We start from the raw sequence: 26832 nt of genomic DNA, 5'->3' as shown, positions 1-26832 counted from the left end.
CTTTTGTACGTTGCTGCCGATGCCGCCCCGACTCGAACTCCAACACATCACCAAGCGCTACCCCGGCGTAGTCGCCAACGACGACGTGTCGCTGACGGTGCAGCCGGGCGAGATCCACGCCGTGCTGGGCGAGAACGGCGCGGGCAAGAGCACGCTGATGAAGATCATCTACGGCGCCGTGAAGCCCGACGCCGGGGAAGTGCGCTTTGACGGCCAGCCGGTGCACATCCGCAGCCCGCAGGAGGCGCGCGCCCTGGGCATCGCCATGGTGTTCCAGCATTTCAGCCTGTTTGAAACGCTGTCGGTGGCCGAGAACGTGTGGCTGGGTCTGGACAAGTCGCTGCCGTTGGCTGAAGTGGTGCGCCGCATCCGCGAGACGGCCACGGCTTACGGTCTGGACATCGAACCCGAACGCCCGGTGCACACGCTGGGCGTGGGCGAAATGCAACGCGTCGAAATCATCCGCGCCCTGCTGGCGCAGCCGCGCCTGTTGATCCTGGACGAGCCGACCTCCGTGCTGACGCCGCAGGCGGTCGAAAAGCTGTTCGTCACCCTGCGCCAACTGGCGGCCGAGGGCTGCAGCATCCTCTACATCAGCCACAAGCTGCACGAAATCCGGTCCCTGTGCACCGCGTGCACGGTGATGCGCGGTGGCAAGGTTACCGGCGTGACCGACCCGCGCACGGAAAGCATCGCCTCGCTGTCGCGCCTGATGATCGGCGCCGATCCCCCGGCGCTGGAGCACAAGCCGCACACGCCGGAAGCGCCGGTGCTGCAGGTCGATCACCTCGACCTGAAGCGCGCGTCACCCTTCGGCGTGGATCTGATGGACATCAGCCTGACGGTGTGCGCGGGCGAGGTGGTGGGGATCGCGGGCGTGTCGGGCAATGGCCAACGTGAGCTGCTGTTTGCGCTGTCCGGCGAGGACCAGCGTGCGCAGCCAGCTAGCATAAAAATAGCAAACAAGAACGCTGGACGGTTGCCACCCGGGCCGCGGCGCGCACTGGGGCTGCACTTCGTGCCCGAGGAACGCCTGGGCCGCGGCGCCGTGCCGGACATGAGTCTGGCGCACAACCTGCTGCTGACGCGGCGGGAGGGCGTGGGCCCGCTCGGCTGGCTGCGCACGCGTGTGCTGCGCGCGCAGGCGGTCGACACCATCCAGCGCTACCGCGTCAAGGCGGCGGGTCCGGAGGCGCCGGCGCGCTCGCTGTCCGGCGGCAACCTGCAGAAATTCATCATGGGCCGCGAAATCGACGCCAAGCCGCGGCTGCTGATCGTGTCGCAGCCGACCTGGGGCGTGGACGTCGGCGCGGCCGCGCAGATCCGCGCCGAAATTCTGGCGCTGCGCGACGCCGGTTGTGCGGTGCTGGTGGTGAGCGAGGAGCTGGACGAATTGTTTGAACTGAGCGATCGCCTGCACGTGATCGCCAAGGGCCAGCTGTCGCCGTCGATCGACCGGCGCGCCGCCACGGTGCAGCAGATCGGCGAATGGATGAGCGGGCTGTGGCACGGCGACGTGCAGGACGCGCTGCAAGCGAAGGAGGCCGCCCATGCTGCGCCTTGAGCCACGCCCGGCGCCGTCGCGCGCCTGGACCTGGGCGTCACCGCTGCTGGCGCTGGCCATCACCGTGCTGATCGGCATGGCGCTGTTCGCGGTGCTGGGCAAAGACCCGGTGCGCGGCCTGCAGATCTTCTTCTGGGAGCCGATCAAGTCCGCCTACGCCCTGGGCGAGCTGGGCCTGAAGGCCACGCCGCTGCTGCTGATCGCGCTGGGGCTGGCCGTGTGCTTTCGCTCCAACGTGTGGAACATCGGCGCCGAAGGGCAGTTCGTCATCGGCGCGGTGGCGGCCGGCGGCGTGGCGCTGCTGGCCGACAAGACCACAGGCCCCTGGATCGTGGTGGCGGTGCTGCTGGCCGGCATGCTGGGTGGCATGGTGTGGGCGGGCATCGCGGCCTTCCTGCGCGATCGCTTCAACGCTGGCGAGATCCTGGTCACGCTGATGCTGGTGTACGTGGCGGTGCAGGTGCTGGGCTACCTGGTCTACGGGCCGTGGAAGGACCCGGCAGGCTACAACTTCCCGCAGACGCGCACGTTTGAAGCGGTCACGCAGATTCCCAAGCTGATGCGCGGCTCGCGCGTAAACATCGGGCTGGTGCTGGCGCTGGTCGGTGCGGCGCTGCTGTGGGTCTTTCTGTTTCGCACCAAGGCCGGCTTTGCCCAGCAGGTGGGTGGGCTGGCGCCGGCGGCGGCGCGCTACGCGGGCTTTTCATCGCGCCGCGCGCTCTGGACAGCGCTGCTGATCTCCGGCGCCACCGCCGGCCTGGCGGGCGCACTGGAGGTGGCGGGCCCGATCGGCCAACTGACGCCCTACGTGCCGGCCGGCTACGGCTTCGCCGCCATCATCGTCGCCTTCGTCGGGCGCCTGCACCCGCTGGGCATGGTGCTGTCGGCCATCTTGCTGAGCATGTTCTACATCGGCGGCGAGCTGGCGCAGTCGCGCCTGGGGCTGCCCAAGGCGCTGACGGGCGTGTTCCAGGGCTTGCTGCTTTTCACGCTGCTGGCCTGCGACACGCTGGTCAATTACCGCGTCCGTTGGGGAAAGGCAGGCGTATGACACACCCCCTGAGTCACCTGCGCTGCCTTCCCCCTCTCTGGCAGTCGGGGGACAACGCCGCTGCCCGGCGCAAGTCTGTGCAGGGCGTTCGCTGGACCGCGCCGTGCTGGATCAACCGCCACGCTCAAGCGCGCTGCGCGTTGGAACGCTGACATGGACGTTTACGCATTGCTGTTTGCAGCCACGCTGAACGCCGGCACCGTGCTGGCGCTGGCCTCGCTGGGCCTGCTGATCAACGAAAAGGCGGGCGTGGTCAACCTGGGCGCCGAAGGCATGATGCTGTGCGCGGCCATCGCCGGCTTTGCCACTGTGGTCAACACCGGCAACGACTGGCTGGGCTTTGCCGCTGGCGCCGCGGCGGGCGCGCTGATGGCGGCGGTGTTCGGCTGGCTGGTGATCTGGCTGAACACCAACCAGTACGCCACCGGGCTGGCGCTCAGCCTGTTCGGCGTCGGCTTTTCGGCCTTTGTCGGCATCGGCTACGTGCAGTCCAAGCTGCCCGAGCGCCCGCAGTTCAACTGGCTGGGCCTGGGCGACATCCCGGTCATCGGTCCGGCGCTGTTTCGTCTGCATCCCATGGTGTACGGCACGATGCTGCTGGTGGCGGCGATGGTCTGGTTTCTCTACCGCACGCGGGCCGGTCTGGTGCTGCGCGCGGTGGGCGAATCGCCCCAGTCAGCGCACGCCCTGGGCTATTCGGTGCGCGGCATCCGCCTGGCCGCCGTGGTCTTCGGCGGCGCGATGTGCGGGCTCGCCGGGTCGTACCTGTCGCTGGTCTACACGCCGCTGTGGGTCGAAGGGATGGTGGCCGGCAAGGGCTGGATCGCGCTGGCGCTGACCACCTTCGCGACCTGGCGGCCGGCGCGCGTGCTGCTGGGCGCGTACCTGTTCGGCGGGGTGACGATGCTGCAGTTCCACCTGCAGGCGCAGGGTGTGCAGATTCCCAGCCAGTTCCTATCGATGCTGCCCTACCTCGCCACCATCGTGGTGCTGGCGCTGATCTCGCGCAACCCGACCTGGATCCGCGTGAACATGCCCGCGTCGCTGGGCAAGCCGTTCTACCCGGGCCACTGAGCCGGGCCGGCCCTGTTCACGGCGCAGGCAACCGGCACTCCGCCATCCGGGCGAAGGCATGCAGCAGGGCGCCCAGCCGGTGCTCCTGCATGCCACGCTGGCGGGCACGGGCGCACGGCTCGACGCGCGCGTCCAGGTCGGTCGTCTTGACGTACGTCCCCAGGCTGCGGCTGCGTGCCACCATGCGCACCACCGACATCGGCGTGTTGCTGGCGACCCAGTTCGTCGCGCGGTCGAACACGATGCCGTTCATCAGCGTGAAGCTCATCTCGAACACCCCCGGCTGGGCCAGGCGCTCAGCCAGCGCGCCCAGAAAGCGGCGGCACTCCGCCGAAGGTGCGGTCGGCACGCAGGCGGCAAAGGCTTCCAGCGTCAGTTCGTCGTCGGTGATGTCGGGGGGCGGCAGGCCCGCGTTGCTCGGCGCCGGCGCGCCGTCCAGAGCGCTTTGCACCGTGGTGGTGAAAAAAGCGGAGCTGAAGCGGGTCACGCCGCCGCTGTCCTGCACGCCCGGGCGTTGACCGCGGTCGGCCGCAGCCAGTGAATTCGGGGCTGCGCCCGGGGCCTCTGGTGTGTCGTGTGCCTGCTCGGCAGGCTTGGCGACGTCTGCTGGCGCCTCGGCCAACCCGCCGACGCGCTGCTCTGCACGCCGCAGCGCCTCACCCATGGCGGCAGCGCGAAAAGGCCGGCGCAGCACCACCCAGCCGCAGTCGCCCCAGTCGCGCGCGGCGGCATCGGCCTGGGCCTGCGCTTCGGGGCGCGGCGCCACGGGGGCGGTCAACAGAACGGCCGGTTTTTGCTTGACCAGCGCCTGCAATTTTGCGGTTCCCGACTGGGTCCCGTGGCGTTCCTGCCAGGCATCGGCGTCCAACACGTACAGATCGGCAGGCACGGAATCGACGTCGGCGGGCTGAGACTGGAATTCCCAGTCTGGCCGCAACTTGCTCATCAAAAGAGACACCGCAAAGGCCTCCCGTTCGGGCAATCCCACCACCACAGTTTTCATGAATTGATTTTTGTTAGTACTAAAGAATGAAATTGATCATCAGTTGAAAGCCTGACGCGGAATTGACATTCGGCCATGTGGGGCTTGACGCAAATCAACACGTGTGAATGTCATATTTCACATTGGCGTTGGCACGTGCGAGCGGCCATTGGGCTTCAGGTGAAGCCTTTCGCCCTACCTGGCCGCGCGGAGCCCAAGCGGCCCGCGCTCCCTCATAATCGCGGCTTCACCCTGCCCGTTATCACATCAGAAAGGCACGTTCATGACCGATCGACGCAAGCGCTCCCTGCTCAAACTCGCCATGCTGGCCGCAGCCACCAGTGCGATCGTCGCCTGTGGCAAGAAGGACGAGCCGGCGCCCACGGCCGCTGCCCCCGCGCCATCGCCTGCCGCAGAAACCTCGGCGCCCGCGCCCGCCAAGTCCGAGCCGCTGAAGGTCGGTTTCGTCTACGTCGGCCCGGTGGGCGACGGCGGTTGGACCTTTGCGCACGACACCGCGCGCCAGGCCGTGCAGAAGGAATTCGGCGACAAGATCGTCACCAGCATCGTCGAGAACGTGCCCGAGGGCGCCGACACCGAGCGCGTGGTGCGCGACCTGGTCAGCCAGGGCAACAAACTGATCTTCACGACCAGCTTCGGCTTCATGGAGCCCACGCTGAAGGTGGCCGCCGACCACCCAGACGTGAAGTTCGAGCACGCCACCGGCTACAAGACCGCGCCCAACATGCGCACCTACGACAGCCGCACCTACGAAGGCGCGTACATGGCGGGCGTGATCGCCGGCGCCATGACCAAGTCGAACACGCTGGGCGTGGTCGGCTCGGTGCCAATCCCCGAGGTGATCCGCAACATCAACAGCTTCACGCTGGGCGCGCAGCTGACCAACCCCAACATCAAGACGCGCGTGGTCTGGGTCAACGACTGGCACAACCCGCCCAAGGAGACCGAAGCCGCCACGTCGCTGATCAACGGCGGCGCTGACGTGCTGTTCCAGAACACCGATTCGCCCGCCGTGCTGAAGACCGCCGAATCGATGGGCAAGCGCGCCTTCGGCTGGGATTCGGACATGACCGCCTACGGCCCCAAGGCGCACCTGGGCTCGGCCATCATCAACTGGACGCCCTACTACACCAAGGCCGTGGGCGAGGTGCTGGACGGCAAGTGGGCCACCGGCCAGAGCTGGTGGGGCGTGAAGGAAGGCGCGATGGATCTGGTGTCCCTGGCGGCCGACGTGCCGGCCGAAGCCAAGGCCAAACTGGACGAGGTCAAGGCCGGCCTGAAGGCGGGCACGTACCACATCTGGAAGGGTCCGCTGAACGACAACGCCGGCAAGCAGGTGCTGGCGGCCGACCAGGTGGGCGACGACAAATTCCTGGGTGGCATCACCTTCTACGTCAAGGGCGTTGAGGGCCAAGTGCCGGGCGGCGACAAGAAGTAAGGCCTTGGCATTCACGGCCGCCGGCTCGCCCGGCGTGTCCGCACCGCCCAAGCCGCGCCGATGCGCGGCTTTTTCTTGGCCGGCACCGTCTTCGTCATTTCCCAAAGACTCTCGTTTTGATAGCTACTTGCGCAGGTGGTTGTAGGGCCAGCGCCCTGTTTTTCTTGAAATAAGCTTGATCGCCGCCAAGGCGACTTTCACCTTGTCCGAATGCCGCCCCGCACCCCGGGCCGTGCCTACAATGGCCCGCAAAGCCCCGGCACGCGCCAGGGGCACAGGCCCGACGGGTGGTGGCCTGCCGCCGCGCCCGCCTCCAAGAAAAGCCCACGATGACGCTCGATACCCACAAACGCACCCTGCTCAAACTGGCCGCTGCAGCCACCGCCGTCGGCGCCGCCGGGCTGGCCGGCTGCGGCCGCAAGGAAGACGCTGCCCCCACAGGCGCGCCACCGGCTTCCGCCCCTGGGGCTGCGGCTGCCCCGGCCACGGCCGGCGAGCCGCTGAAGGCCGCGTGGATCTACGTCGGCCCCGTCGGCTCGGCCGGTTGGAGCTACGCGCACGACCAGGGCCGCAAGGCGGTGGACGCGGCCTTCGGCGACAAGGTGAAAACCACCTTCGTCGAAAGCGTGCCCGAAGGCGCCGACACCGAACGCGTGCTGCGCGATTTGATCGGCCAGGGCAACCAGATCATCTTCGGCACCAGCTTTGGCTTCATGGAAGCCATGGTCAAGGTCGCCAAGGAGCATCCCGAAGTCAAGTTTGAGCACGCCACCGGCTACAAGACGGGCGAGAACCTGAACGTCTACGACTCGCGCTTCTACCAGGACACCTACCTCGCGGGCGTGATCGCCGGCCACATGACCAAGACCGGCACGCTGGGCTACGTCGGCTCGGTGCCGATCCCGGAAGTGCTGCGCAACATCAACGCCTTCACGCTGGGCGCGCAAAGCGTCCAACCCGACATCAAGACGCGTGTGGTCTGGACCAACAACTGGTTCGACCCGCCCAAGGAAACGGAAGCCGCCGAATCGCTGATGACCAGCGGCGCCGACGTGCTGCTGCAAAACACCGACTCGCCCGCCGTCATCCAGGCCGTGGCCAAGGGCGGCAAGCTCGCCTTCGGCTGGGATTCGGATATGAGCGAATTCGGCAGTGCGGCGCACCTGGGCTCGGCCATCGCCGACTGGAGCCACTACTACAAGAAGGCCATCCAGTCGGTGCTGGACGGCACCTGGAAGGGCGGGCAGACCACGCGCTGGGGCGTGCCGGAAGGGCAGAACGATTTGATCAAGCTGTCCGACAAGATCCCGGCCGAGGTGCGCGCCAAGGTCGAGGACATCAAGAACCAGATGAAGGCCCGCACCTTCGACGTGTTCACCGGCCCGGTGACCGACACCGAAGGCAAGGAACGCCTGGCCGCCGGCACCCGCGCCGACGACGACTGGATGGGCAAGATCGACTTCTACGTCAAGGGCGTGGAAGGCAAGGTGCCTGCTGCAAAATAAATAGCTGCCTGCGCAATTCCCTCTAGGGCCAGAGGCCGATTCTTCATTCAATCCGCCCACCCACGACATGACCGACACCCTGATCGAAAAAACCCTGTGGCACCCGGTGGCGCTGAGTCACGCCATCGGCAGCCAGCCGCAGGCCGCCAACCTGCTGGGCCAGCCGCTGGTGCTGTGGCGCGACGCCGACGGCCAGGCCCACGCCTGGGCCGACCAGTGCCCGCACCGCGGCGCGCGCCTGTCGCTCGGCCGCGTGCACGGCGGCCAGTTGGAATGCCCCTACCACGGCTGGCGCTTTGAAGCCGGCGGCGCCTGCACGCACGTGCCGGCCGTGCCGGACTTTCAGCCCGGCGCGCGCCACGCGGCCACCACCTTCGACACGCGCGAGGCCTACGGCATGCTGTGGGTGCGCCTGGCCGCGCCCAGCGGCGATGCGCTGCCGATCCACGACCTGCCGCTGTTCGCGGCCGAGACCGAAACGCGACTGCGCAAGACCACCAGCGGCCCTTACACCGTGGCCGCCAGCGCGCCGCGCATCATCGAAAACTTTCTGGACATGGCGCACTTCGGCTACGTGCACGAAGGCTGGCTGGGCAGCCGCGACAAGCCGGAAATCCCGCCGTACGAGGTCAAGCCGACGCCGCACGGCGTGCTGGCCACGCAGTGCCTGGCGTGGCAGCCGCGCTCGTCCATCCACGCCGAAAGCGGCGCGCAGGTCGAATACACCTACGAAGTCACCGCACCCTACATGGCGGTGCTGACCAAACAGCCCGAGCCGGGCAGCACGGCCATTGAAGGGCTGTGGGAATCGATCGCCATGTTCGTCTGCCCCGTCACCGAGGAAAGCAGCGTGGCCTGGACGCGCATGGCGATGAACGACTTCGAGTCGCCCGACGCGCGGTTGATCGACTTCCAGAACGTGATCTTCGGACAGGACCAGCCGGTGCTGGAATCGCAGCAGCCCAAGCGCCTGCCGCTGCAGCCGAACGCCGAAGCGCATTCGTCCGCCGACCGCATGTCCGCCGCCTACCGGCGCTACCTGAAGGACAGCGGCATCGCCTTTGGCGTGATCCGCTGAGGCTGCGCGCCAACGCATCGACGCAAGGCGCCGCGCGCCGAACATGACGGCTCAGCGCGGCCCTGCGCGATTGTGAGCGCACGCACACCCCTGGTAACACTACCAATGGGAGTCTTCCCGATGGGATCGGTAACAGCTTGTTGACCTCTTCGGCAACAGGTCTACTTCGCTCCATGCCGCCCACGCCGGACACGGACAGCGCGGTGACCACCCACCCAGGAGGATTCCATGATCAACACGCAGACCAACACTTTCGTGGCCATCGGCGCCGTTTTCGCCCTCGATTTGGGCGTACAGAAGCCGACCAAGCCCGTGCTGCCAAGCACCAACCGCTTCGAGCTCGGCAAGCTCGACCGCCATGGCTGCTTCTGCACCTGCCCGCCGCCGCCCTGCGGCGGTGGCAAACTAAAGGACACGCAGTGGACCGTGAAGAACCCCGGCAACGGCAAGGCCGATGTCGATCTGGGCAATTACACGCTGCAGATGGACGAGAAGAACTCGCAGATCAAGATCATCAACAAGGCCAACGGCGAAGTCACCAACATCTGGGGTGACCCGCACGTGGACTGGAACAAGGACGGCAAGACCGACGTCGACTTCTGGGGCAAGACCACCTTCCAGCTGGAAGATGGCACCAAGATCACCATCGACACCGAGAAATACGCCAAGAACCCGAACATGTACGTGGCCAGCGAGGTCACCGTCACCAAGGGCGACAACGCGATGAAGATCACGGGCCTGAGCCAGAACGAGCTGGGCGATCTGAAGATCGAGACCTCCGACCGCGGCGGCCAGGCACTGGACTGGGCCACCACCGATGGCTTCACCGTCAAGGAAAACGCCAACGGCGAAGGCTGGATCAACCCGGACACGGGCAAGCTGGTCACCCAGAAGGAGATGGACATCACCAAGCCGGGCACGACCAAGCCGTACGAGTTCACCCAACAGTTTGGCCAGGCGCTCGGCCTGTACCTGCTGACCGGCCTGTTCGGCGGCGGCCTGGACCTGCGCGCCGCGGCCGACGCGGGCGAGCCCCAGCCGAGCCGCGTGCGCCACGAGCCACCGCCTGTCATCAAGCCCATGGTCCGCCCGCACGTTCACCAACCGGACGCCAACACGGTCGAGATCCACCAGCGCAACGGTGGCGTCGATACACGCAGCGGCGGCACCCTGGCCTGGCGCGCCAACAACCCGGCGCTGTTGCCCTACAACGACCAGACGCGCAGCCTGGGCGCGATTGGCTCGGTGGACGGCGTGGCCGTGTTCCCCAACGAGGACAAGGGCCGCAGCGCTTGGCTCAAGCTGCTGATTGGCGTGCGCTGAGCGCTGTCTTCGCACCGACACATAGACACTGAACAATCGTCATAGCGCCTCACGCGGCCCTTCGGGGCCGCCTTTTTTTGAGGCGGACGAAACGCTGTCCACAGCGTCACAATGGCCTGCATGACGCCCCCACCCATCGCCCGACAGCATCTGCCCGCCCTGCTCGCCGCCATGCCGAAGGCGGAGTTGCACATGCACATCGAAGGCTCGCTGGAGCCCGAGATGATCTTCGCCCTGGCTCAGCGCAACGGCGTCGCCCTGCCCTACGCCAGCGTCGACGCACTGCGCGCCGCCTACGCCTTTACCGACCTGCAGAGCTTTCTGAACATCTACTACGCCGGCGCCAGCGTGCTGCTGACCGAGCAGGATTTCCACGACATGGCCTGGGCCTACCTGCAGCGCGCCGCCGCCGACCATGTGGTGCGCGCCGAGATCTTCTTCGACCCGCAGACCCACACCGCGCGCGGCGTGCCCATGGCGACCGTGATCAACGGTCTGGCCCGCGCCTGCGACGCCGCGCACGAACAGCTCGGGGTGAGCGCGGCGCTGATCCTGTGTTTTCTGCGCCACCTGAGCGAAGACGAAGCACTGGCCACGCTGGCCGAGGCGCTGCCGTACCGCCAGCATTTCATCGGCGTGGGCCTGGATTCCAGTGAAGTCGGCCACCCGCCCGAGAAGTTCTCGCGCGTCTTCGCCCAGGCACGCGCACACGGCCTGCACGTGGTCGCCCACGCCGGCGAGGAAGGCCCGCCCGACTACATCTGGCAGGCGCTGGACGTGCTGCACGCCGAACGCATCGACCACGGCGTGCAGGCCACACGCGACGCCGCGCTGATGCAGCGCCTGGCGCGTGAGCGCATCCCGCTCACCGTGTGCCCGCTGTCCAACCAGAAGCTGCAGGTCTTTCCCGACTTGCGCCAGCACCCGCTGAAAGCCTTGCTGGACGCCGGCCTGTGCGCCACTGTGAATTCGGACGATCCGGCCTACTTTGGCGGCTACGTGGGCGACAACCTGCAAGCCGTGTTCGCCGCCAGCGACATGGACGCCAACCACGCCTGGCAACTGGCGGCCAACAGCTTCGAAGCCAGCTTCGCGCCCGAAGCGGACAAGGCGGTGTGGCGCGCACAGTTGGCGGACTGCTTCACGCAGGTGGCGCGGGAGTTGCCTGGCAGCTGAGCATGGCGAGTCCAGATTTCCAATCAAATCGGGTTGCAGCCCTAGAACCAACCGCGCTGACAGCTACCAATTTCGGAGCATCACCTTGCTCAACAGGCGCTGATACCGCTGCCAAGCGCGCGAACACGAAGCGTCACTCGACGCACGATCAAGCAGCTTTCTGTGAGGCCAAGTTGGTGCGGAGAAGTCCGTCGAGGTAACGCGCGTCGGAGGTGGCGCTGTGCTGCGGGCGCAGGCCGCTCAGGCCAGCTGCTCAGCGTAGGCAGCGACCTGGCGCGCAACGGCATCATAGGGCTCGACCGAGCCCTCGGCTCGCGCGAGCACCGTGCCGCCCTGGATCGCCGCCATGAGCAGGGTGGCCAGTGCACGCGCCTGACCCGCGCCTTTCAGCCCGCCGTTGGCCAGCGCACCGGTCAACGTATTGGTCCATTGCTCGAAGGTCGAGCGGCAATCGTTTTCGAGACGGCTTGAATCGGCGGCCAGTGTGACCGCGGCCACTGGACATCCCGCTTCGCAATCGCCGTTGACGAGGCGTTCGCGCCAGAGACCCAAGGCCCCGTGCACGACCGTCAGAAACGGCTGCCCGTGCAAGCCCTGCAAGGCTTCGTCGGTCAATCCGCCGAAGTCGTCGAGCACGGCTTCGATGAGTTCGGCCTTGCCGCCGGGAAAGTGGTGATAGATCGAGCCGCGCGAAGCGCCCGTCACCGCCAATACTTCGGAGAACGCGGTGGCGTGCAGACCTCTGCGTGCCAACACCCACGTTGCCCCTTCCACCATTTTCTGGCGCACCTGTCCGCGCATGTACTTCGTCGAGTTGTCGATACCGTGAGAAGTAGGTCAGCATAGCAGCGGTCTTTTGGCTTAACTATGTCATTCGACATGGCCTATCGCGACCGCTTAACAACTAACAAAAGGCTATTTTGCACACCATTTTGAACCAGCTTGGCGCTGACTTCCTAGGGAAATCGGCGCTTGGCGGGCGGGTCTGCCGCCTGCAGGCACAATGCACCGATGCAATCCTGGCGCGCCGCACTGTTGCGATTTGACGACGATGGTCACGCGCTTTTCGACCGCGACGGCCTGCTGGTCGTCGGCCAGAACGACGCCGGACGCGCCGTCGTGCTGGCCGCTGGCGACCACGCCGCGCTGGCGCCGCGCTTTGCCGATGTGCCCTGCACGCCTCTGCCGGGCCGCATCCTGGCGCCGGGCTTTGTGGACATGCACATCCACTACCCGCAGGTCGACGTCATCGGCTCGCCCGCCGACGGGCTGCTGCCCTGGCTGGAGCACTACACCTTCCCGGCCGAAGCGCGCTTTGCCGACCCGGCCCACGCCGCCGAGACCGCGCGCTTTTTCTGCGACGAGCTGCTGCGCCACGGCGTGACCACGGCACTGACCTTTTGCACCTCGCACCCCGCGTCGGTCGACGCGCTGATGACCGAGGCCCAATCGCGCAGCCTGCGCCTGATCGCCGGCAAATGCCTGCAGGACCGCCACAGCCCCGACGGCGTGCGCGACGCCACCGAGCAGAGCCTGATCGACACCGAGGCGCTGATCCGCCGCTGGCACGGTGTGGACCGGCTGGGTTACGCCATCACCCCGCGCTTTGCCCCCACCAGCACCGAAGCCCAGCTGCGCGGCGCGGGCGAGCTGGCCGCGCGCTACGGCGACGTGTGGATCCAGTCGCACGTGGCTGAAAACCTGGCCGAGATCGACTGGGCGCGCAGCCTGTTTCCCGATGCGCGCAGCTACCTCGCCGTGTACGACGACCACGGCCTGATGCGCCGGCGCGCCGTGTACGCCCACTGCATTCACTTCGACGACGACGACCGCCGCCTGATGCAGCGCACGCAGACCGCCGCCGCCGTCTGCCCCACCAGCAACCTGTTCCTGGGCAGCGGCAACTTCGACTTCGCCGCGGCCGAGCGCGTGCCCTTTGCCCACGGGCTGGCCAGCGACGTGGGTGGCGGCACCAGCTTCAGCCCCTTTCACACGATGCTGGCCGCGTACTACGCCGGCCGCGCCAGCAGCACCGGCGCCGCGCCCAAGGCGGGCCTCAGCCTGTCGCCCGAACGCCTGTGGTGGCTGCACACGGCCGGCGCCGCGCGTGCGCTGGACCTGGAAGGCGTGGTCGGCAACCTGCAACCGGGCTGCGAAGCGGACTTTGTGGTGCTGAACCCCGAAGCGACGCCGCTGCTGGCGCGCCGCACCGCGCAAGCCGAATCGCTGGCCGAGCTGCTGTTTGCGCTGATCGTGCTGGGCGACGACCGGGTGATCGAGCAGACCGTCATTTCTCAAGCAAAATAGCGCCCTTGCGCTAGAACCACCTGCGCAGCCCGCTATCTAATTCAGAGCACACCGATGAGCATCAAGAGCGACAAATGGATCCGCCGCATGGCCGAACAGCACGGCATGATCGAGCCGTTCGAGCCCGGCCAGATCCGCCACGACGCGGCCGGCCAGAAGATCGTCAGCTACGGCACCAGCAGCTACGGCTACGACATCCGCTGCGCGCCCGAATTCAAGGTCTTCACCAACATCTACTCGACGGTGGTGGACCCCAAGAACTTCGATGAGCGCAGCTTCGTCGACATCGAAAGCGACGTCTGCATCATCCCGCCCAACAGCTTCGCGCTGGCGCGCACCGTCGAGTACTTCCGCATCCCGCGCAACGTGCTCACCGTGTGTCTGGGCAAGAGCACCTACGCGCGCTGCGGCATCATCGTCAACGTGACGCCGTTCGAGCCCGAGTGGGAAGGCTACGTCACGCTCGAATTCAGCAACACCACGCCGCTGCCCGCCAAGATTTACGCGGGCGAAGGCTGTGCGCAGGTGCTGTTCTTCGAGAGCGACGAAGAGTGCGAAACCAGCTACAAGGACCGCGGCGGCAAGTACCAAGGCCAGGTCGGCGTCACGCTGCCCAAGACCTGAACGCGGAAACACCTGGTTTCGCTGCGAGGCGCGGCGCCACAGCGATGTGACATTGTTGGCATCGCCCACGCAGCACCCCCGGAAGCGCAGGGTGCTGACCCTAGGATCGGCGCATGTCGAACGAAACCGATGTGCAAGCCGCTTTCCACGAAGTCCCGCGCAGCCAGCGCCCCGAGCGGCGGCGCCTCAGCTGGGCCCAGATCGCCACCTTGATCGCCTGCATCGTCTGCGCCATCGGCCTGCTGGTGGCGGTGGCCGAAGTGGCGCGCGTCCAGTTCAGCAAGGGCCAGAGCTTCAGCTTCGCCGACCGCATCGATTCCCCCACGCCAGAGCCCTACGTCAGCCGCGGCGGCACCGATCTGCGCGAGCTGACGCTGCAGGCCGCGTCGCCGCAGTGGTCGTCCCTCGCCCGCTGACCCGACCACGCAGCCAGCTGTTCGGCCGAAAACCTGGGCGGCCGCGCCAAGACCGGCTTGCCGTTGGCCGCCACCTACGAGGCCGCGGGCCCCAAAAACAAGGTCAGCGGAACGACGACGTTCACCTTCGACCGCAAGATTCAGATCCAACGGCCGGCCGGTGTCGGCAAGCCCTGAGGCTTGCCCTGGGACGGGCGCACGTGACCCGTCAGCGATTCGCGCATCAGGTCCGCGTCGTCGCCGACCCCAGGCGTGCGGCCGCCAGGTCCCAGCCGCCCCAACCGCAGCTTTTGAACAGCACCGGGCCGCGCCGTTCGCCTGCGCGGTCGCCGCGCACCTGATCGGCCAGCGTCGGCAGCGCGCCGACGTCGATGCCGGCTTGCAGCAGGTCGCCCGCCTCGTGGTCGGCGTCGCGCGAATCGACGACGATGCGGCCGTGCGCCGCGAAGTGCTGGCACAGCGCGGGCGCCAGCTCCACCATCTGAGGCGTGAAGGCGCCGACGGCCGCGATGAAAGCGTCGGCGCGCGGCGTGGCGCGCAGGGCAACGTCCTGTGCGGGCGTGCAGGTGGCGGCCAGCGGGCAGTCGGCCAGCGCGGCGTCGGCGTCATCCACCACCTCGGCGCGCAGGCCTTGCGCGCGTGCCACCTCGGCCAGGGCTTCGGCGCTAGCCCGGCGGCGCGAGGCGATGCGGAAGTCGCGCACCCCCAGCGCGGCGGCGAACACTTCGATGTGCGAGCGGCCCTGCACGCCGGCGCCGACGATCAGCATCGGCCCGTCGACATTCGGCGCCAGCAGGCGCGCGCCCAGCGCCGACACGGCGGCGGTGCGGCGCGCGGTGACGGTGGGGCCGTCCAGGATGACGCGGCGCACGCCGGTGGCGACGTCGAACACGGTGACGTCGCCCTGGATAGTGGGCCGGTCGGTGCCGACGTTGGCGGGCGTGAACGTGATCAGCTTGGCCATGGCCGTGCGGGCATCACACGCCGGCATCGCGAACAGCGAGGCCTGGCCAGCCATGGGCAGCACGATGCGCGGCGGCACGCTGACGCTGTCGTCGCGCAGCAAGGCGTCGATCTCGTCGACCAGGGGCGCCCAGGGCAGGCGGGCGGCGGTTTGTTCGGGGTTCAGCAGCAGGCTCATCGGGCCATTGTGGCGCGCGCGGGTTGGCGCTCGTCTGCGATCGGTGGGGCACGCGCTCGCCGGGCCAGCGAGATGATGGAGAAATACAAGGAAAAATTGACTCCAGCCCTACAACCACCAGCGCAGGCAGCTACGCTATCAATAGCAAGCGCAGACCTTGGGGGCCGTGCCGAAAAGCCGCCTTGCGCCCTCAGTGGATGGCACCGCCGCCGGCGCGCAGGTCCTGCGTGGTGCTCAGCGCGGCGCGGATACCGGCGCGCAGGCCCCGCACCATGTCGGCCAGTGGCAGGCTGGGTTCGCCCTGCTCGGGCAGCAGGGGCACGTGGATGAAACCGCCGCGCGTGCCCTTCAGCCCGCGCCCGCTGGCCAGGCGGTGCATCAGGCCGTAGAAGACGTGGTTGCACACGAAGGTGCCGGCGGTTTGCGACACCTCGGCCGGCACGCCTTCGGCCAGCATGGCCGCACACATGGCCTTGATCGGCAGCGTGCTGAAGTAGGCGGCCGCCGCGCCGTCGATGACGGGCGTGTCGATCGGCTGCGCGCCGGCGTTGTCGGCGATGCGGGCGTCGTTCACGTTGATGGCTATGCGCTCGATCGACAGCGCGCTGCGGCCGCCGGCCAGCCCCAGGCAAATCACCAGGGCGGGCTGGTGGCGGCGCAGCGCGGTGTTCAGCGCCGTCAGCGCGTCGCCGAACACGGTGGGCAGCTGCGCGGCGACGATGCGGTGGCCGGCGATCTGGCGGCCGTGCAGCGCCTGGGCGATGCGCCAGCTGGGGTTGACCGGGTCGCCGCCGAACGGGTCGAACCCGGTCAGCAGCACGGTGGCCGGATTTGGGCGCTTGTCTGACGGGCGCAAAGGACGGGGCACAGCTACCATTGCGACAATTTAGCGCATCCTGCATGCGCGCCAAGAGGAGAACGACGATGAGGTGGGAAGGCAATCGACAGTCGGACAACGTGGAAGACCGCCGGGGCGAAGGCGGTGGCATGGGCGGCGGGGGGGGCTTCGGTTTTGGCGGTCGCAGCATCGGCATCGGCACCATCGTCATCGCGCTGATCGGTGGCTGGATCTTCGGCATCAACCCGCTGACCATCATCGGCATGCTGAGCGGCGGCGGTGGCGCGCCCGCGGTGCAGCAGCAGCAAGGCCCTGCCAAGGCGCCGCCAGCCAGCGACAAGGGCGCGTCGTTCGTCTCGACCGTGCTGGCCTCGACCGAAGACGCCTGGAACCAGGTCTTCCGCGAAAACAACGCGCAGTACCGCGCGCCGCGCCTGGTGCTGTTTCGCGGCTACACGCCCACCGCGTGCGGCACGGGCCAGTCGGCGATGGGGCCGTTCTACTGCCCGGGCGACCAGAAGGTGTACCTGGACATGGACTTCTTCGACACGCTGGAGCGCCAGCTGGGCGCGCCGGGTGAATTTGCCCGCGCCTACGTGGTGGCGCACGAGGTCGGCCACCATGTGCAGAACCTGATGGGCCTGACCGACAAGGTCGACGCCATGCGCGGGCGCGTCAGCCAGAGCCAGCAGAACGCGCTGTCGGTGCGGCTGGAGCTGCAGGCCGACTGCTTTGCCGGCATCTGGGCCAACAAGTCGAACCAGGCCAAGAACTGGCTGGAAAACGGCGACATCGAATCGGCCATGAACGCCGCCGCCAAGATCGGCGACGACGCGCTGCAGAAGAAGAGCCAGGGCTACGTCGTGCCCGACAGCTTCACCCACGGCTCCAGCGCGCAGCGCCAGCGCTGGTTCATGCAGGGCTACAAGACGGGCAGCATCCAAGCCTGCGACACGTTCAACGCGCAGTCGCTGTGATACTTTAGAACTCCAAGCCAAATCGGGCTGCAGCGCAGGTCAGACCTGCGCCGGCAGCTATCGAATCAGGAGTTATCCACTCCGCTCGCGCGCCGCATTGCTCATAAAGCGTGCAATTTCTTGCTGCGGTGCGACAATACCGGGTTCATGACGCAACCCTATTCTTCTCTCGCGCTGGCTGAGCCGCTCAAGCGCGCCGTGGCCGAGATGGGCTACGAGAACATGACGCCGATCCAGGAGCAGGCCATTCCGGTCGTGCTGGCTGGTCAGGACGTCATGGGCGCGGCGCAGACTGGCACCGGCAAGACCGCGGCCTTCTCGCTGCCGCTGCTGCAGCGCCTGCTCAAGCACGAAACCGCCTCGGTCTCGCCCGCGCGCCACCCGGTGCGTGCGCTGGTGCTGCTGCCCACGCGCGAGCTGGCCGACCAGGTCGCCCAGCAGATCAAGCTGTATGCCAAGTACACGCAGCTGCGCAGCGCCGTCGTCTTTGGCGGCATGGACATGAAGCCCCAGGTGGCCGAGCTGCGCAAAGGCGTCGAAGTGCTGGTGGCCACGCCCGGTCGTTTGCTGGACCACATCGAAGCCAAGACGGCCGTGCTGAACCAGGTCGAGTACGTGGTGCTGGACGAAGCCGACCGCATGCTCGACATCGGCTTTCTGCCCGACCTGCAGCGCATCCTGAACTACCTGCCCAAGCAGCGCACCACGCTGCTGTTTTCGGCCACTTTCTCGCCCGAGATCAAGCGCCTGGCCGCCAGCTACCTGCAGGACCCGGTGCTGATCGAAGTGGCGCGACCGAACGCGACCGCGTCTACGGTCGAGCAGCATTTCTACCTGCTGGACGACGACGACAAGCGCCGCGCCATCCGCCAGGTGCTGAAAGACAAGGAACTGCGCCAGGCTTTCGTCTTCTGCAACAGCAAGCTGGGCACCGCGCGCCTGGCCCGCGCGCTGGAGCGTGATGGCCTGAAGACCACGGCGCTGCACGGCGACAAGAGCCAGGACGAGCGCCTGAAGTCGCTCGAAGCCTTCAAGAAGGGCGAAGTCGACCTGCTGGTGGCCACCGACGTGGCCGCGCGCGGGCTGGACATCAAGGACGTGCCCGCCGTCTTCAACTACGACGTGCCCTTCAACCCCGAAGACTACGTGCACCGCATCGGCCGCACCGGCCGCGCCGGCGCGTCGGGCCTGGCGGTGACGCTGGTCACCAAGGGCGACCAGCGCCTGATGGGCGAGCTGGAAAAGCTGCTGAAGACCAAGATCGAAGTCGAGCACCTCGAATTTGAAGAAGAGCGCCCGCGCGGCCGCCAGAACGATGGCCGCCGCCGCTACCGCGACGAGGAAACCGGCGACGCGCGCGACGACGCCCGCCGCGAGCGCAGCGACCGCCGCCACGGCAGCGACCGCCCACGCCCGACCGCCGCACCGGCCGACCCGTTCTTCAACCAGCCCTACGAGGCCGCTGCGCCGGCCGAGGACGCGACCCCGCCCGCGTGGGAACGCCAGGCGCGCCCGACCACGCGCAGCGGCGTGTCGGCCAACATCAAGCCCAAGGTGAAGGTGGCGGCGCTGTTCAAGGCGCCGCAGGCCACGCCGTAAGCGCGCCCGCCGGCGCCAACCGCGTCCCGAAAAAACAATGGCCCTGTCGGGCCTTGTTTTTTTTGGTTCAGCGCAGTGCGCGGGCGCCCGCCGCCGGCAGGGCATGCGGGTGGCGCGCCGGCACCGGGTCGGTCTGCAAAACCCCTCTCATGGCGATTTTTAAAGAAATCAGCCCGCAGCCCTACAGCCATCTGCGCTAGCAGCTACTTCATTGATAGCACATCAATGCAACCACTCGGTCACGGTGTGGATGACCAGGCCGACCAGCCCGCCCACCAGCGTGCCGTTGATGCGGATGAACTGCAGGTCGCGCCCGATGTGGCGCTCCAGCTCATCGGTCATCTCGCGCGCGTCCCAGGCCTGCACGCGCGCGACGATGTAGCCACGGATGTCGTCGCGGTAACGCTCGATCAGGCGCGGCGCGGCGGATTGCAGCTCGCCGTTGATCCAGCCGCGCACTTCCTCGTCGTGCGCCAGGCGTTCGCCCAACGTGCGCGCGGCCTGGGCGATGCTGCGGCGCAGGGTCGAATCGCTGCGCGCCATGTCGTCCTGCAGCCAGCTGAGCAGTTCGGACCACAGCTGGTTGACGTAGTCGCCCAGCGCCGGGTTGTCCAGCATCTCGGCCTTGGCTTTTTCCACGCGCTCGCGCAGCGCGTCGTCGGTCTTCAAGCGGCCGACAAACTGCGTCACCACCTCGTCAAAGCGCAGGCGCAAATCGTGCTGCGGGTCTTCGGCCATGTCGATGATGGTCTTGGCGATGATGACCACCACCTTGCGCGTGGCCAGGCGCGCGGCGACCTGGTCCAGCCCCACGTACTTCAGCGCCTTGACCTCGCGCGCAATGGCTTCGGCAATGGTGTCCTGCACCACGTCTTCGCCCAGCAGCCTGGCCAACTGCACCAGCACACCGTCGAGCAGCTCCTGGTGGCGGCCTTCGTGCGTCATGGCTTCCAGCACCTGGCCGGTGAGGCGCGTGATGTCGACCTGCTTCAAACCACGCCGCGCCAGATCGGCGACGAACAGGCGCACGCGCTCGTCGTTCAGCGCGCCCACGGCCCAGCGGCCGACGTCGACCAGCCGAGCGCCCACGCGATCGGCGTTCTCTGGCTGCGCCAACCATTGCGCCACGCGCCCAGCGGCATCGAAATCCTTGACCTTGGCCAGCACCTGATCGGTCGCCAAGAAATGCGTGGCGATGAAGTTGGCCAGGTTCTCGCCGATGCGGTCCTTGTTCTCCGGAATGATGGCGGTGTGCGGGATCGGCAGGCCCAGCGGGTGGCGAAACAGCGCGACCACGGCAAACCAGTCGGCGATCGCGCCGACCATGGCCGCTTCGGCGAACGCCGCCACGTAGCCCCACGCCGGGTGGCGCGGCGTGAGCACCGTGGCCAGCCCATACAACACCGCCGCGGCCACCAGCAGGCCGAGCGCCAGACGCTTCATGCCCGCAGCATCGCGGGCGCGCGGACGATGGGCAGCGACGCTCATCGGCCGGGCACCTGCGCCTGGTCGCAATGGACCTGGATCAGTTCGCGCTCGGACGGCGTGGCCCCCAGGCGCACGGCGCTGAGGCAACCACCCCAGACGCAGCCGGTGTCCAGCGAGATGAGGTCCGGACGGTCGGGCAGCCAGCCCAAGGTCGACCAATGGCCGAACGCGACGGTGTCCTCCGCGGTCGCCCGCCCCGGCACGTCAAACCACGGCATGAAGTCGGGCGGCGCACCGTCGGCGCCCTGGCTGTCCTTGGTGTCGAACTCCATGCGACCGTCGGCGGTGCACAGGCGCAAACGCGTCAGCGCGTTGACGATCACGCGCCAACGCGCAGGGCCTGCGAGCGCGTCGTCCCAACGGTCGGGCTGGTTGCCGTACATCTGGTGCAGAAAAGCGGACCAGTCCGGCCCGCGCAGCACGTCCTGCACTTCACCCGCCAGCGCCAAGACCTGATCGGCCGTCCACCGCGGCAGCACGCCGGCGTGGACCATCAGCACGCCTTGCTCGCGCAGGGCCAGCGGGCGCTGGCGCAGCCAGTCCAGCAGCGCCTCGCGCTCCGGCGCGGCGAGGACGTCGGTCACCGTGTCCAGCCGGTGCGGCTGGCGCACGCCCTCGGCCACCGCCAGCAGGTGCAGGTCGTGGTTGCCCAGCAGCGCTTCGGCAGAAGCACCCAGTGCGCGCACGCGCCGAATCACCGCCAGCGATTCGGGCCCGCGGTTCACGAGATCGCCCAGCAGCACCAGGCGGTCGCGGCTGGGAGAGAACGCGATTTCGTCGAGCAAACGGGCAAGTGCGCTGTCACAGCCTTGCACGTCGCCAATCATGTAGAGTGACATGGTCTTGATTTTCCACGGGCTGGATGCCCGATCTGAATGGACCTGCTGATCATCGTCTTTCTCACCCTGCTCAACGGTCTGTTCGCCATGTCCGAACTGGCTGTGGCATCCAGCCGCAAGGCACGGCTGGCAGCGATGGAGGAAGGCGGCGATACCGGCGCGACCGCCGCGCTGCGGCTGATGGAGCAGCCCACGCAGTTCCTGTCGACGGTGCAGGTAGGTATCACCTCCATCGGCATGCTCAACGGCATCTTTGGCGAGGCGGCTTTCAGCGGCCCGCTGGCTGCCTGGCTGCAGACCCAGGGATTGGGCGAAGGCGCCGCCTCGGTCGCGGCCACGGCCACGGTGGTGATCGTGATTACCTTCACCACCATCGTCTTCGGCGAGCTGGTGCCCAAGCGGATCGGCCAGATGTTCCCGGAAACGGTCGCGCGCTGGATCGCCAAGCCGATGACCTGGCTGGCGGTGGTCGCCAAGCCCTTCGTCTGGCTGCTGTCGATCTGCACGCAGGCGATGCTCAAGCTGCTGCGCATCGACGAATCCAGTGGTCGCGCCGTCACCGCAGAAGAAATTTCAGCCAGTCTGGAAGAAGGTCGAGACGCGGGCCTGATTGAAGAGCACGAACACCAGATGGTTCGCAACGTGTTCCATTTGGATGACCGCCCTTTGACGTCGATGATGGTCCCGCGCGGCGATATCGAATGGCTGGATGCGGATCAAACCGCGGTGGAGGCGCTGGATTATGTTGCCCGTCATGGAGACAATGGGGCGCATTCGTGGTATCCCGTTTGCCGCGGCAGTCTGGATGAGGTGATTGGCATTATCTCGGTGGCGCGGCTGCTTGAATTGTCCCGCGCTGGGGTCGTGCTGGACAAGCATGTGGCGCCGGCGGCCTTTGTGCCTGAAACCTTGAGCGGCCTGGAAATGCTCGAGCAATTGCGCACCCGCGCCGGCCGCATGATGTTCATTGTGGACGAATATGGTGTGGTGCAGGGCATGATGACGCCGCGCGACCTGCTGGAAGCGATTACGGGCGAGCTCAAACCCGGCGCGCATATGGACGCATGGGCCACCCCTCAGGGCGATGGGGCGTGGATATTGGACGGCATGATGCCGGTGTCCGAGCTCAAATCGCGCCTCGATATAGATGCCCTGCCCCTAGAGGACAAAGGCCGGTACAACACCGTCGCAGGCCTTCTTCTGTCGATCTCTGGGCATTTGCCCTCGGTAGGCGATGAAGTCGAGATCGAAGACTGGGTATTTCAGGTCGTGGAAATGGAAGGCCGGCGCATTGAACGTGTGCTGGCCAGACCCACGGCCAGAAACGATATTCAGTCGATAAATTCCTGATCATTATGTGGTGAGCAGTTCGCTCCGGTGGTATATTCGCCGCGTTTACATGAAATGACTGGAGCGTTCACACCATGGCCACCTACAAAGAACTTCTGAAACAGCAGGAAGCACTGACCCAGCAAATCGAAGAGGCGCGCAAGAAGGAAATTGCCGATGCGGTAGCGCAAGTGCGCACCCTGGTCAGCGATTATGGTTTGACGCAACAGGACGTATTCCCCTCAGGCCGCAAGTCCGGCAAATCGTCCACAGGCATCAAGGTGGCTCCGAAATACCGCGATCCGGCCACCGGCCAGACGTGGACGGGTCGCGGCAAGGCGCCCAAGTGGATCGAGGGGCGAGACCGCAGTCAATTCCTGATCTGACAGAGATTCGCGGCCCCATCAGCCGCCATTGCAATGCGCAGGTGCTCTGGGGCATCTGCGCTTTTTTTTTGACTTCCGGTCGTAACGCGCCCGCTCCTCGGAACATTGTCGAGGCGGTCCACTCCAAGCCCCATGCTTCTGATCTGTCGTTACCTATGGCCGATGCCATGGACTCTGCTGGGTCTGCTGGCCGCGGGTTGCGTGCGCGCGCTGGGTGGATGTTGGCAGTGCCGCGAGGGTGCCATCGAGGCACACGGGGGTCGCGTCGCGGCGCTGTGCGGCCGCCTGCCAGCATCCATGCGCTTCGACGCCATCACAATCGGCCACGTGATCCTCGGAAAGAACGCAGCCACGCTCGCAGCCGTGCGGGCCCATGAGCAGGTGCATCTGCGGCAATACGAACGCTGGGGGCCCTTTTTCGTGCCCGCCTATCTCGCCGCCAGCGCCTGGCTGTGGCTGCGCGGTCGGCGCCCTTACCGCGACAACCCCTTTGAGAAGCAAGCCTGTGCCTGCGTCTTGATGGCCGTGCAACCTGCCATCTGCGAGGCCAATACGAAGGTGGAATAATCCACCTTTATTACATTGAAGGAACGGTCATGGATTCAACCACGCAGCAACGCATTGATGATCTGGTCAAGAACAACGCCGTTGTGCTGTTCATGAAAGGCAATGCCAGCTTTCCGATGTGCGGTTTTTCCGGTCGGGCTGTGCAGATCCTCAAGGCCAGCGGCGTCGAGTCCGGTTCGCTGACCACGGTGAACGTGCTCGAGGATGAAGCCATTCGCCAGGGCATCAAGGAATACAGCCAGTGGCCGACGATTCCGCAGCTCTACGTCAAGGGTGAGTTTGTTGGCGGCTCGGACATCATGATGGAGATGTACGAATCGGGCGAACTGCAGCAATTGATCGCCGCCGAAGCCTGATTCCGCACTCTTTGCCATCCAAGCGATGGCATAAAAAAGGACGCCTGCGCGTCCTTTTTTGTTTAGGCGCCAGCGCTGAAGCGCTGGCGGGCAACGCGCTTACTTGCGCACCACCACTTCGACCCGGCGGGACGCCGCGTTGGTCGCTGCCGTACCGCTGGTCTCGGCCGGCTTCTCGAGAACCGTACGGTCTTCCGTCACGCCTTGGGCCACCAGCGCCGCCTGAACGGCCTGGGCGCGGTTCTTCGACAACTCGGCGTTCTTCGCTGCGTCTCCTGTCGGATCGTTGAAGCCGGAAATCACCGCCTTCGCATCCGGATTGGCCTTCAGGTAGTTGACCAGATCGGTCGCCTTGGTGGCGAAGTCGCCATGCACTTCGGTCTTGGCAGAGTCGAAGTACACCTTCAGCGCCGGCAGGCTGTTTTCGCCCATCAGGCTGACCACGGCAGAGCCCGCAGGCTCGTCGGCGGGTGCGGCGGCGCCCGCGTCGGCCGAGGCAGCAGGTGTGGATGCTGCGCCGGCCGAAGCCGACGTATCCGGGGCAGATGCGGGCTCCACCGCGGCCGGCGCCGGCTCGCTGGCCATCGGTGTCGGCTCGGAAGCAGGCGCCACCACCGCGGGTTCGGACGCGCCGGTCACAGGGGCGTCGGCCGTACGGTTCTTGCCGCAGTAGCTCAGGCCGAAAATCGCCGCCAGCGCGACGACGATCCACGGCAGCCATTTCATCATGCCGCCACCATTGCCAGCAGCGGTGCCGGCCGTGACACCGGCAGGCGCCGCCCCCAGCAAGCTCTGGCCGGCTGCCGCCATGCTGACAACCTCGGGCGGGTATGTCGTGGGGATGCTGCCGCCGGGCGTCAGGCGGCCAACGATGGCGGGCAGCAGATAGCCTAGTGAAGAAGTCACGTTGTCGCGGCCAACCCCCAGACGCGAAGTCAGTTCCGACAGCAAACCGCCGCTGGAGCCGAGCACGGTCTCCAGCTGGGTGTTCGTAATGGGTTGCGCGCTCGGGCCACCACCCAGCCAGGACTGGATGATTGGCCCAAGGTTGGCCGACTTGAATTTTTCAAGAAAACCGGCAAGACCGCCCGTGTCCTTGTTGGTCATGTAGGCCAGCAGCATTTGCACCAGCGGAAGCGCTTTATCTCCCAGGCCAAACCGCGCGGCCACCTCCCGGATCAAGACGTCAAACATAAGAATTCCTTTCTTGTGTAGCAGGAAGGTTGTCAGGACAGGCCCCTAGAAAAAGGCCGCGCCGACGAAGGACAACCCTTGTGAAAATTATAGGAAGGCGCATGACGGCCCCATGTCGTCCCAGTCCTACAGGCGTGCAAGCCGACGCCCCTGTGTAAACTGCCTGAAAATACCGCCACTGCGCAACGCAGCGAGGCCCCGCGGCGCAACGCGCCCGCATCACTTACCCGTTCATGGGCTTTTTACAGAACTTGCTGATCATCCTGGCGCTGATTGCGGCCAGCGCCTTCTTCTCGGTGGCTGAGATGTCGCTGGCGGCATCGCGCCGCCTGCGACTGCGCCAGTTTGCCGATGAGGGGGATGAACGTGCCTTGCGAGTGCTGCGCGTGCAGGAGCAACCCGGCTTTTACTTCACCACGGTCCAGATCGGCGTGAATGCGATCGCCATTCTGGGCGGCATCGTGGGCGAAGGCCTGTTCAGCCCGACGTTCGAGGCTTGGCTCCTGCCGTGGATGTCGCCGAGAACGGCGGGGCCACTGGCCTTCGCCGCCTCCGTGACACTGGTGACCTCGCTGTTTGTCGTGTTTGCCGACTTGGTGCCCAAACGGCTGGGTATGGCCGAGCCGGAACGCATCGCGATGTGGGTCGCGGGGCCGATGGACAAGGTCCTGTGGATCTTCAAGCCCATCGTCTGGCTGTACAACAAGTGCACCGACCTCATCCTTGGGCTGTTCGGTCTGCCTACGCAGCGGGACGACCGCATCACCCCCGACGACATCCTGGCGCTGGCGGAAGCCGGCACCCAGGCGGGGGTGATCGACCGCCCCGAACAGTTGGTCATCGAAAACGTGTTTGAACTGGATACGCGCACGGTGACCAGCGCCATGACACCGCGCGACCGCATCGCATGGCTGCGGCAGGACGACCCCGACGAGGTTGTGCGTGCGCGCATCGCGGCAGAGCCCTTCTCGACCTACCCCGTGTGCGACGGAGAATTGGATCGCGTGCTGGGCTACGTGGACGCCAAAGACCTGTTCCAGCGCGTGCTGAACGCACAGCCCATTCACCTGACCGAAGAAGGCCTGCTGCACAAGGTGGTGGTGGTGCCCGACCAGCTCAGCCTGTCGGAGGTGCTGCACCAGTTCCGCCAGCAGCATGAAGACTTCGCCATCATCGTCAACGAATACAGCACAGTGGTGGGCGTGGTGACGCTAAACGACGTGATGAGCACGGTGATGGGCGAGCTCGTCACGCCCGAAGACGAAGAAATGATCGTGCGGCGCGACGACGGCTCTTGGCTGATCGACGGACACACACCCATCACCGACGTGGAACGTGCGCTCGATCTTTACGACCTTCCCAGCTCAGACCAGTACGACACGCTGTCGGGCTTTCTCATGGCCATGCTCCGCCGGGTGCCGCGCCGTACCGACTGCGTGGTCTGGGGCGGCTTTCGCTTCGAGGTGATGGACGTGGACAACTACCGCATCGATCAGGTGCTGGTCACCCGCGGCGGCAGCACGACGGCCGCGCCGGTCGCGCTGGCGCCGCCCTGAAAC

The 26832-nt window shown here is 66.6% G+C and carries 25 protein-coding genes; 18 read left to right on the top strand and 7 right to left on the bottom strand.

Annotated elements, in window-relative coordinates; translation table 11 throughout:
• Positions 1-19 precede the first annotated feature (19 nt).
• The 3 genes from FVQ98_RS05050 to FVQ98_RS05040 all read left to right on the top strand — a co-directional run bounded on the left by FVQ98_RS05050 (position 20) and on the right by FVQ98_RS05040 (position 3689).
• On the top strand, positions 20-1564 hold the full coding sequence (locus FVQ98_RS05050) for an ABC transporter ATP-binding protein (RefSeq protein ID WP_147912339.1): 1545 nt from the start codon (positions 20-22) through the stop codon (positions 1562-1564).
• Positions 1551-2615, top strand: coding sequence for an ABC transporter permease (locus tag FVQ98_RS05045; RefSeq protein WP_147912338.1), 1065 nt, complete (start codon positions 1551-1553; stop codon positions 2613-2615). Before FVQ98_RS05050 ends, FVQ98_RS05045 begins: the two co-directional genes overlap by 14 nt.
• 153 nt (positions 2616-2768) lie before the next feature.
• The gene (locus FVQ98_RS05040) at positions 2769-3689 is read left to right on the top strand and encodes an ABC transporter permease (RefSeq protein WP_147912337.1); all 921 of its coding nucleotides are present in this window, start codon (positions 2769-2771) and stop codon (positions 3687-3689) included.
• Positions 3690-3705: 16 nt separating this feature from the next.
• On the opposite strand, the gene FVQ98_RS05035 is transcribed toward FVQ98_RS05040, so the two are convergent.
• Positions 3706-4692: a hypothetical protein gene (locus FVQ98_RS05035; protein WP_147912336.1), complete on the bottom strand. Its 987-nt coding sequence runs from the start codon at positions 4690-4692 to the stop codon at positions 3706-3708.
• Between the two features lie 262 nt (positions 4693-4954).
• Here FVQ98_RS05035 and FVQ98_RS05030 point away from each other — a divergent pair, with 262 nt between their 5' ends.
• The 5 genes from FVQ98_RS05030 to FVQ98_RS05010 all read left to right on the top strand — a co-directional run bounded on the left by FVQ98_RS05030 (position 4955) and on the right by FVQ98_RS05010 (position 11212).
• Positions 4955-6130, top strand: coding sequence for a BMP family ABC transporter substrate-binding protein (locus FVQ98_RS05030; protein ID WP_147912335.1), 1176 nt, complete (start codon positions 4955-4957; stop codon positions 6128-6130).
• A gap of 329 nt (positions 6131-6459) precedes the next feature.
• Positions 6460-7635, top strand: coding sequence for a BMP family ABC transporter substrate-binding protein (locus tag FVQ98_RS05025; RefSeq protein ID WP_147912334.1), 1176 nt, complete (start codon positions 6460-6462; stop codon positions 7633-7635).
• 67 nt (positions 7636-7702) lie between these two features.
• A complete protein-coding gene (locus FVQ98_RS05020; RefSeq protein WP_255507634.1) occupies positions 7703-8713 on the top strand; it encodes an aromatic ring-hydroxylating dioxygenase subunit alpha in 1011 nt (336 codons plus the stop codon).
• Between the two features lie 228 nt (positions 8714-8941).
• The gene (locus tag FVQ98_RS05015) at positions 8942-10036 is read left to right on the top strand and encodes a DUF1521 domain-containing protein (RefSeq protein WP_147912333.1); all 1095 of its coding nucleotides are present in this window, start codon (positions 8942-8944) and stop codon (positions 10034-10036) included.
• A 111-nt stretch (positions 10037-10147) separates the two neighbouring features.
• On the top strand, positions 10148-11212 hold the full coding sequence (locus FVQ98_RS05010; protein WP_370512920.1) for an adenosine deaminase: 1065 nt from the start codon (positions 10148-10150) through the stop codon (positions 11210-11212).
• Positions 11213-11452: 240 nt separating this feature from the next.
• Here the strand turns inward: FVQ98_RS05010 and FVQ98_RS05005 are convergent, their stop codons facing one another.
• Complete coding sequence (locus FVQ98_RS05005; RefSeq protein WP_147912331.1) at positions 11453-12013, bottom strand: TetR/AcrR family transcriptional regulator; 561 nt, start codon at positions 12011-12013, stop codon at positions 11453-11455.
• Positions 12014-12223: 210 nt separating this feature from the next.
• Between FVQ98_RS05005 and guaD the strand changes: the two genes are divergently transcribed.
• The 3 genes from guaD to FVQ98_RS04990 all read left to right on the top strand — a co-directional run bounded on the left by guaD (position 12224) and on the right by FVQ98_RS04990 (position 14559).
• Positions 12224-13519 (top strand): guanine deaminase, encoded by a 1296-nt coding sequence (guaD, locus tag FVQ98_RS05000; protein WP_147912330.1) that lies wholly within the window; start codon positions 12224-12226, stop codon positions 13517-13519.
• 54 nt (positions 13520-13573) lie between these two features.
• Positions 13574-14143 carry a dCTP deaminase gene (gene dcd / locus FVQ98_RS04995; RefSeq protein WP_147912329.1) on the top strand — a complete coding sequence of 190 codons (570 nt, stop codon included), beginning with the start codon at positions 13574-13576 and terminating at the stop codon, positions 14141-14143.
• Positions 14144-14256: 113 nt separating this feature from the next.
• Complete coding sequence (locus FVQ98_RS04990; RefSeq protein ID WP_147912328.1) at positions 14257-14559, top strand: hypothetical protein; 303 nt, start codon at positions 14257-14259, stop codon at positions 14557-14559.
• A gap of 223 nt (positions 14560-14782) precedes the next feature.
• On the opposite strand, the gene FVQ98_RS04985 is transcribed toward FVQ98_RS04990, so the two are convergent.
• Both FVQ98_RS04985 and pcp read right to left on the bottom strand, forming a co-directional pair.
• Entirely contained in the window at positions 14783-15700 is a 918-nt protein-coding gene (locus FVQ98_RS04985; protein ID WP_147912327.1) for a delta(1)-pyrroline-2-carboxylate reductase family protein, read from the bottom strand.
• 190 nt (positions 15701-15890) lie between these two features.
• Entirely contained in the window at positions 15891-16577 is a 687-nt protein-coding gene (gene pcp / locus FVQ98_RS04980) for a pyroglutamyl-peptidase I (protein WP_147912326.1), read from the bottom strand.
• Between the two features lie 47 nt (positions 16578-16624).
• On the opposite strand from pcp, the gene ypfJ reads away from it, so the two are divergent.
• Together ypfJ and FVQ98_RS04970 are read left to right on the top strand one after the other, a co-directional pair.
• The gene (ypfJ, locus tag FVQ98_RS04975) at positions 16625-17515 is read left to right on the top strand and encodes a KPN_02809 family neutral zinc metallopeptidase (protein WP_147912325.1); all 891 of its coding nucleotides are present in this window, start codon (positions 16625-16627) and stop codon (positions 17513-17515) included.
• A gap of 147 nt (positions 17516-17662) precedes the next feature.
• Positions 17663-19114 (top strand): DEAD/DEAH box helicase, encoded by a 1452-nt coding sequence (locus tag FVQ98_RS04970; RefSeq protein ID WP_147912324.1) that lies wholly within the window; start codon positions 17663-17665, stop codon positions 19112-19114.
• A gap of 222 nt (positions 19115-19336) precedes the next feature.
• Here the strand turns inward: FVQ98_RS04970 and FVQ98_RS04965 are convergent, their stop codons facing one another.
• Entirely contained in the window at positions 19337-20602 is a 1266-nt protein-coding gene (locus FVQ98_RS04965) for a DUF445 domain-containing protein (RefSeq protein WP_255507632.1), read from the bottom strand.
• Positions 20599-21441, bottom strand: coding sequence for a symmetrical bis(5'-nucleosyl)-tetraphosphatase (locus tag FVQ98_RS04960; RefSeq protein ID WP_147912323.1), 843 nt, complete (start codon positions 21439-21441; stop codon positions 20599-20601). The genes FVQ98_RS04965 and FVQ98_RS04960 overlap by 4 nt, the downstream gene beginning before the upstream one ends.
• Before the next feature lie 36 nt (positions 21442-21477).
• Between FVQ98_RS04960 and FVQ98_RS04955 the strand changes: the two genes are divergently transcribed.
• The 4 genes from FVQ98_RS04955 (at position 21478) to grxD (ending at position 24079) form a co-directional block, all read left to right on the top strand.
• On the top strand, positions 21478-22791 hold the full coding sequence (locus tag FVQ98_RS04955; protein ID WP_147912322.1) for a hemolysin family protein: 1314 nt from the start codon (positions 21478-21480) through the stop codon (positions 22789-22791).
• Between the two features lie 74 nt (positions 22792-22865).
• Positions 22866-23156, top strand: coding sequence for an H-NS histone family protein (locus FVQ98_RS04950; RefSeq protein WP_147912321.1), 291 nt, complete (start codon positions 22866-22868; stop codon positions 23154-23156).
• A gap of 132 nt (positions 23157-23288) precedes the next feature.
• Complete coding sequence (locus tag FVQ98_RS04945) at positions 23289-23723, top strand: hypothetical protein (RefSeq protein ID WP_147912320.1); 435 nt, start codon at positions 23289-23291, stop codon at positions 23721-23723.
• Positions 23724-23752: 29 nt separating this feature from the next.
• Positions 23753-24079: a Grx4 family monothiol glutaredoxin gene (gene grxD / locus FVQ98_RS04940; protein WP_147912319.1), complete on the top strand. Its 327-nt coding sequence runs from the start codon at positions 23753-23755 to the stop codon at positions 24077-24079.
• Between the two features lie 99 nt (positions 24080-24178).
• On the opposite strand, the gene FVQ98_RS04935 is transcribed toward grxD, so the two are convergent.
• Positions 24179-25273: a YidB family protein gene (locus tag FVQ98_RS04935; protein WP_147912318.1), complete on the bottom strand. Its 1095-nt coding sequence runs from the start codon at positions 25271-25273 to the stop codon at positions 24179-24181.
• A gap of 233 nt (positions 25274-25506) precedes the next feature.
• Here FVQ98_RS04935 and FVQ98_RS04930 point away from each other — a divergent pair, with 233 nt between their 5' ends.
• Complete coding sequence (locus FVQ98_RS04930; protein ID WP_147912317.1) at positions 25507-26829, top strand: polyamine export protein PaeA; 1323 nt, start codon at positions 25507-25509, stop codon at positions 26827-26829.
• Positions 26830-26832 lie beyond the last annotated feature (3 nt).

Origin of the sequence: Ottowia flava (assembly GCF_008017535.1) — a bacterium.
GTDB lineage: Bacteria > Pseudomonadota > Gammaproteobacteria > Burkholderiales > Burkholderiaceae_C > Ottowia > Ottowia flava.
The sequence above is the reverse complement of the archived record's forward strand: the minus strand, read 5'-3'. Positions and strand labels throughout refer to the sequence as shown.

What these genes read in the sequence shown, in the direction of transcription:
- FVQ98_RS05050 (WP_147912339.1), top strand. Translation starts at nt 20, where the DNA reads ATGCCGCCCCGACTCGAACTCCAACACATCACCAAGCGCTACCCCGGC.
- FVQ98_RS05045 (WP_147912338.1), top strand. Translation starts at nt 1,551, where the DNA reads ATGCTGCGCCTTGAGCCACGCCCGGCGCCGTCGCGCGCCTGGACCTGG.
- FVQ98_RS05040 (WP_147912337.1), top strand. Translation starts at nt 2,769, where the DNA reads ATGGACGTTTACGCATTGCTGTTTGCAGCCACGCTGAACGCCGGCACC.
- FVQ98_RS05035 (WP_147912336.1), bottom strand. Translation starts at nt 4,692, where the DNA reads ATGAAAACTGTGGTGGTGGGATTGCCCGAACGGGAGGCCTTTGCGGTG.
- FVQ98_RS05030 (WP_147912335.1), top strand. Translation starts at nt 4,955, where the DNA reads ATGACCGATCGACGCAAGCGCTCCCTGCTCAAACTCGCCATGCTGGCC.
- FVQ98_RS05025 (WP_147912334.1), top strand. Translation starts at nt 6,460, where the DNA reads ATGACGCTCGATACCCACAAACGCACCCTGCTCAAACTGGCCGCTGCA.
- FVQ98_RS05020 (WP_255507634.1), top strand. Translation starts at nt 7,703, where the DNA reads ATGACCGACACCCTGATCGAAAAAACCCTGTGGCACCCGGTGGCGCTG.
- FVQ98_RS05015 (WP_147912333.1), top strand. Translation starts at nt 8,942, where the DNA reads ATGATCAACACGCAGACCAACACTTTCGTGGCCATCGGCGCCGTTTTC.
- FVQ98_RS05010 (WP_370512920.1), top strand. Translation starts at nt 10,148, where the DNA reads ATGGCCTGCATGACGCCCCCACCCATCGCCCGACAGCATCTGCCCGCC.
- FVQ98_RS05005 (WP_147912331.1), bottom strand. Translation starts at nt 12,013, where the DNA reads ATGCGCGGACAGGTGCGCCAGAAAATGGTGGAAGGGGCAACGTGGGTG.
- guaD (WP_147912330.1), top strand. Translation starts at nt 12,224, where the DNA reads ATGCAATCCTGGCGCGCCGCACTGTTGCGATTTGACGACGATGGTCAC.
- dcd (WP_147912329.1), top strand. Translation starts at nt 13,574, where the DNA reads ATGAGCATCAAGAGCGACAAATGGATCCGCCGCATGGCCGAACAGCAC.
- FVQ98_RS04990 (WP_147912328.1), top strand. Translation starts at nt 14,257, where the DNA reads ATGTCGAACGAAACCGATGTGCAAGCCGCTTTCCACGAAGTCCCGCGC.
- FVQ98_RS04985 (WP_147912327.1), bottom strand. Translation starts at nt 15,700, where the DNA reads ATGAGCCTGCTGCTGAACCCCGAACAAACCGCCGCCCGCCTGCCCTGG.
- pcp (WP_147912326.1), bottom strand. Translation starts at nt 16,577, where the DNA reads ATGGTAGCTGTGCCCCGTCCTTTGCGCCCGTCAGACAAGCGCCCAAAT.
- ypfJ (WP_147912325.1), top strand. Translation starts at nt 16,625, where the DNA reads ATGAGGTGGGAAGGCAATCGACAGTCGGACAACGTGGAAGACCGCCGG.
- FVQ98_RS04970 (WP_147912324.1), top strand. Translation starts at nt 17,663, where the DNA reads ATGACGCAACCCTATTCTTCTCTCGCGCTGGCTGAGCCGCTCAAGCGC.
- FVQ98_RS04965 (WP_255507632.1), bottom strand. Translation starts at nt 20,602, where the DNA reads ATGAGCGTCGCTGCCCATCGTCCGCGCGCCCGCGATGCTGCGGGCATG.
- FVQ98_RS04960 (WP_147912323.1), bottom strand. Translation starts at nt 21,441, where the DNA reads ATGTCACTCTACATGATTGGCGACGTGCAAGGCTGTGACAGCGCACTT.
- FVQ98_RS04955 (WP_147912322.1), top strand. Translation starts at nt 21,478, where the DNA reads ATGGACCTGCTGATCATCGTCTTTCTCACCCTGCTCAACGGTCTGTTC.
- FVQ98_RS04950 (WP_147912321.1), top strand. Translation starts at nt 22,866, where the DNA reads ATGGCCACCTACAAAGAACTTCTGAAACAGCAGGAAGCACTGACCCAG.
- FVQ98_RS04945 (WP_147912320.1), top strand. Translation starts at nt 23,289, where the DNA reads ATGCTTCTGATCTGTCGTTACCTATGGCCGATGCCATGGACTCTGCTG.
- grxD (WP_147912319.1), top strand. Translation starts at nt 23,753, where the DNA reads ATGGATTCAACCACGCAGCAACGCATTGATGATCTGGTCAAGAACAAC.
- FVQ98_RS04935 (WP_147912318.1), bottom strand. Translation starts at nt 25,273, where the DNA reads ATGTTTGACGTCTTGATCCGGGAGGTGGCCGCGCGGTTTGGCCTGGGA.
- FVQ98_RS04930 (WP_147912317.1), top strand. Translation starts at nt 25,507, where the DNA reads ATGGGCTTTTTACAGAACTTGCTGATCATCCTGGCGCTGATTGCGGCC.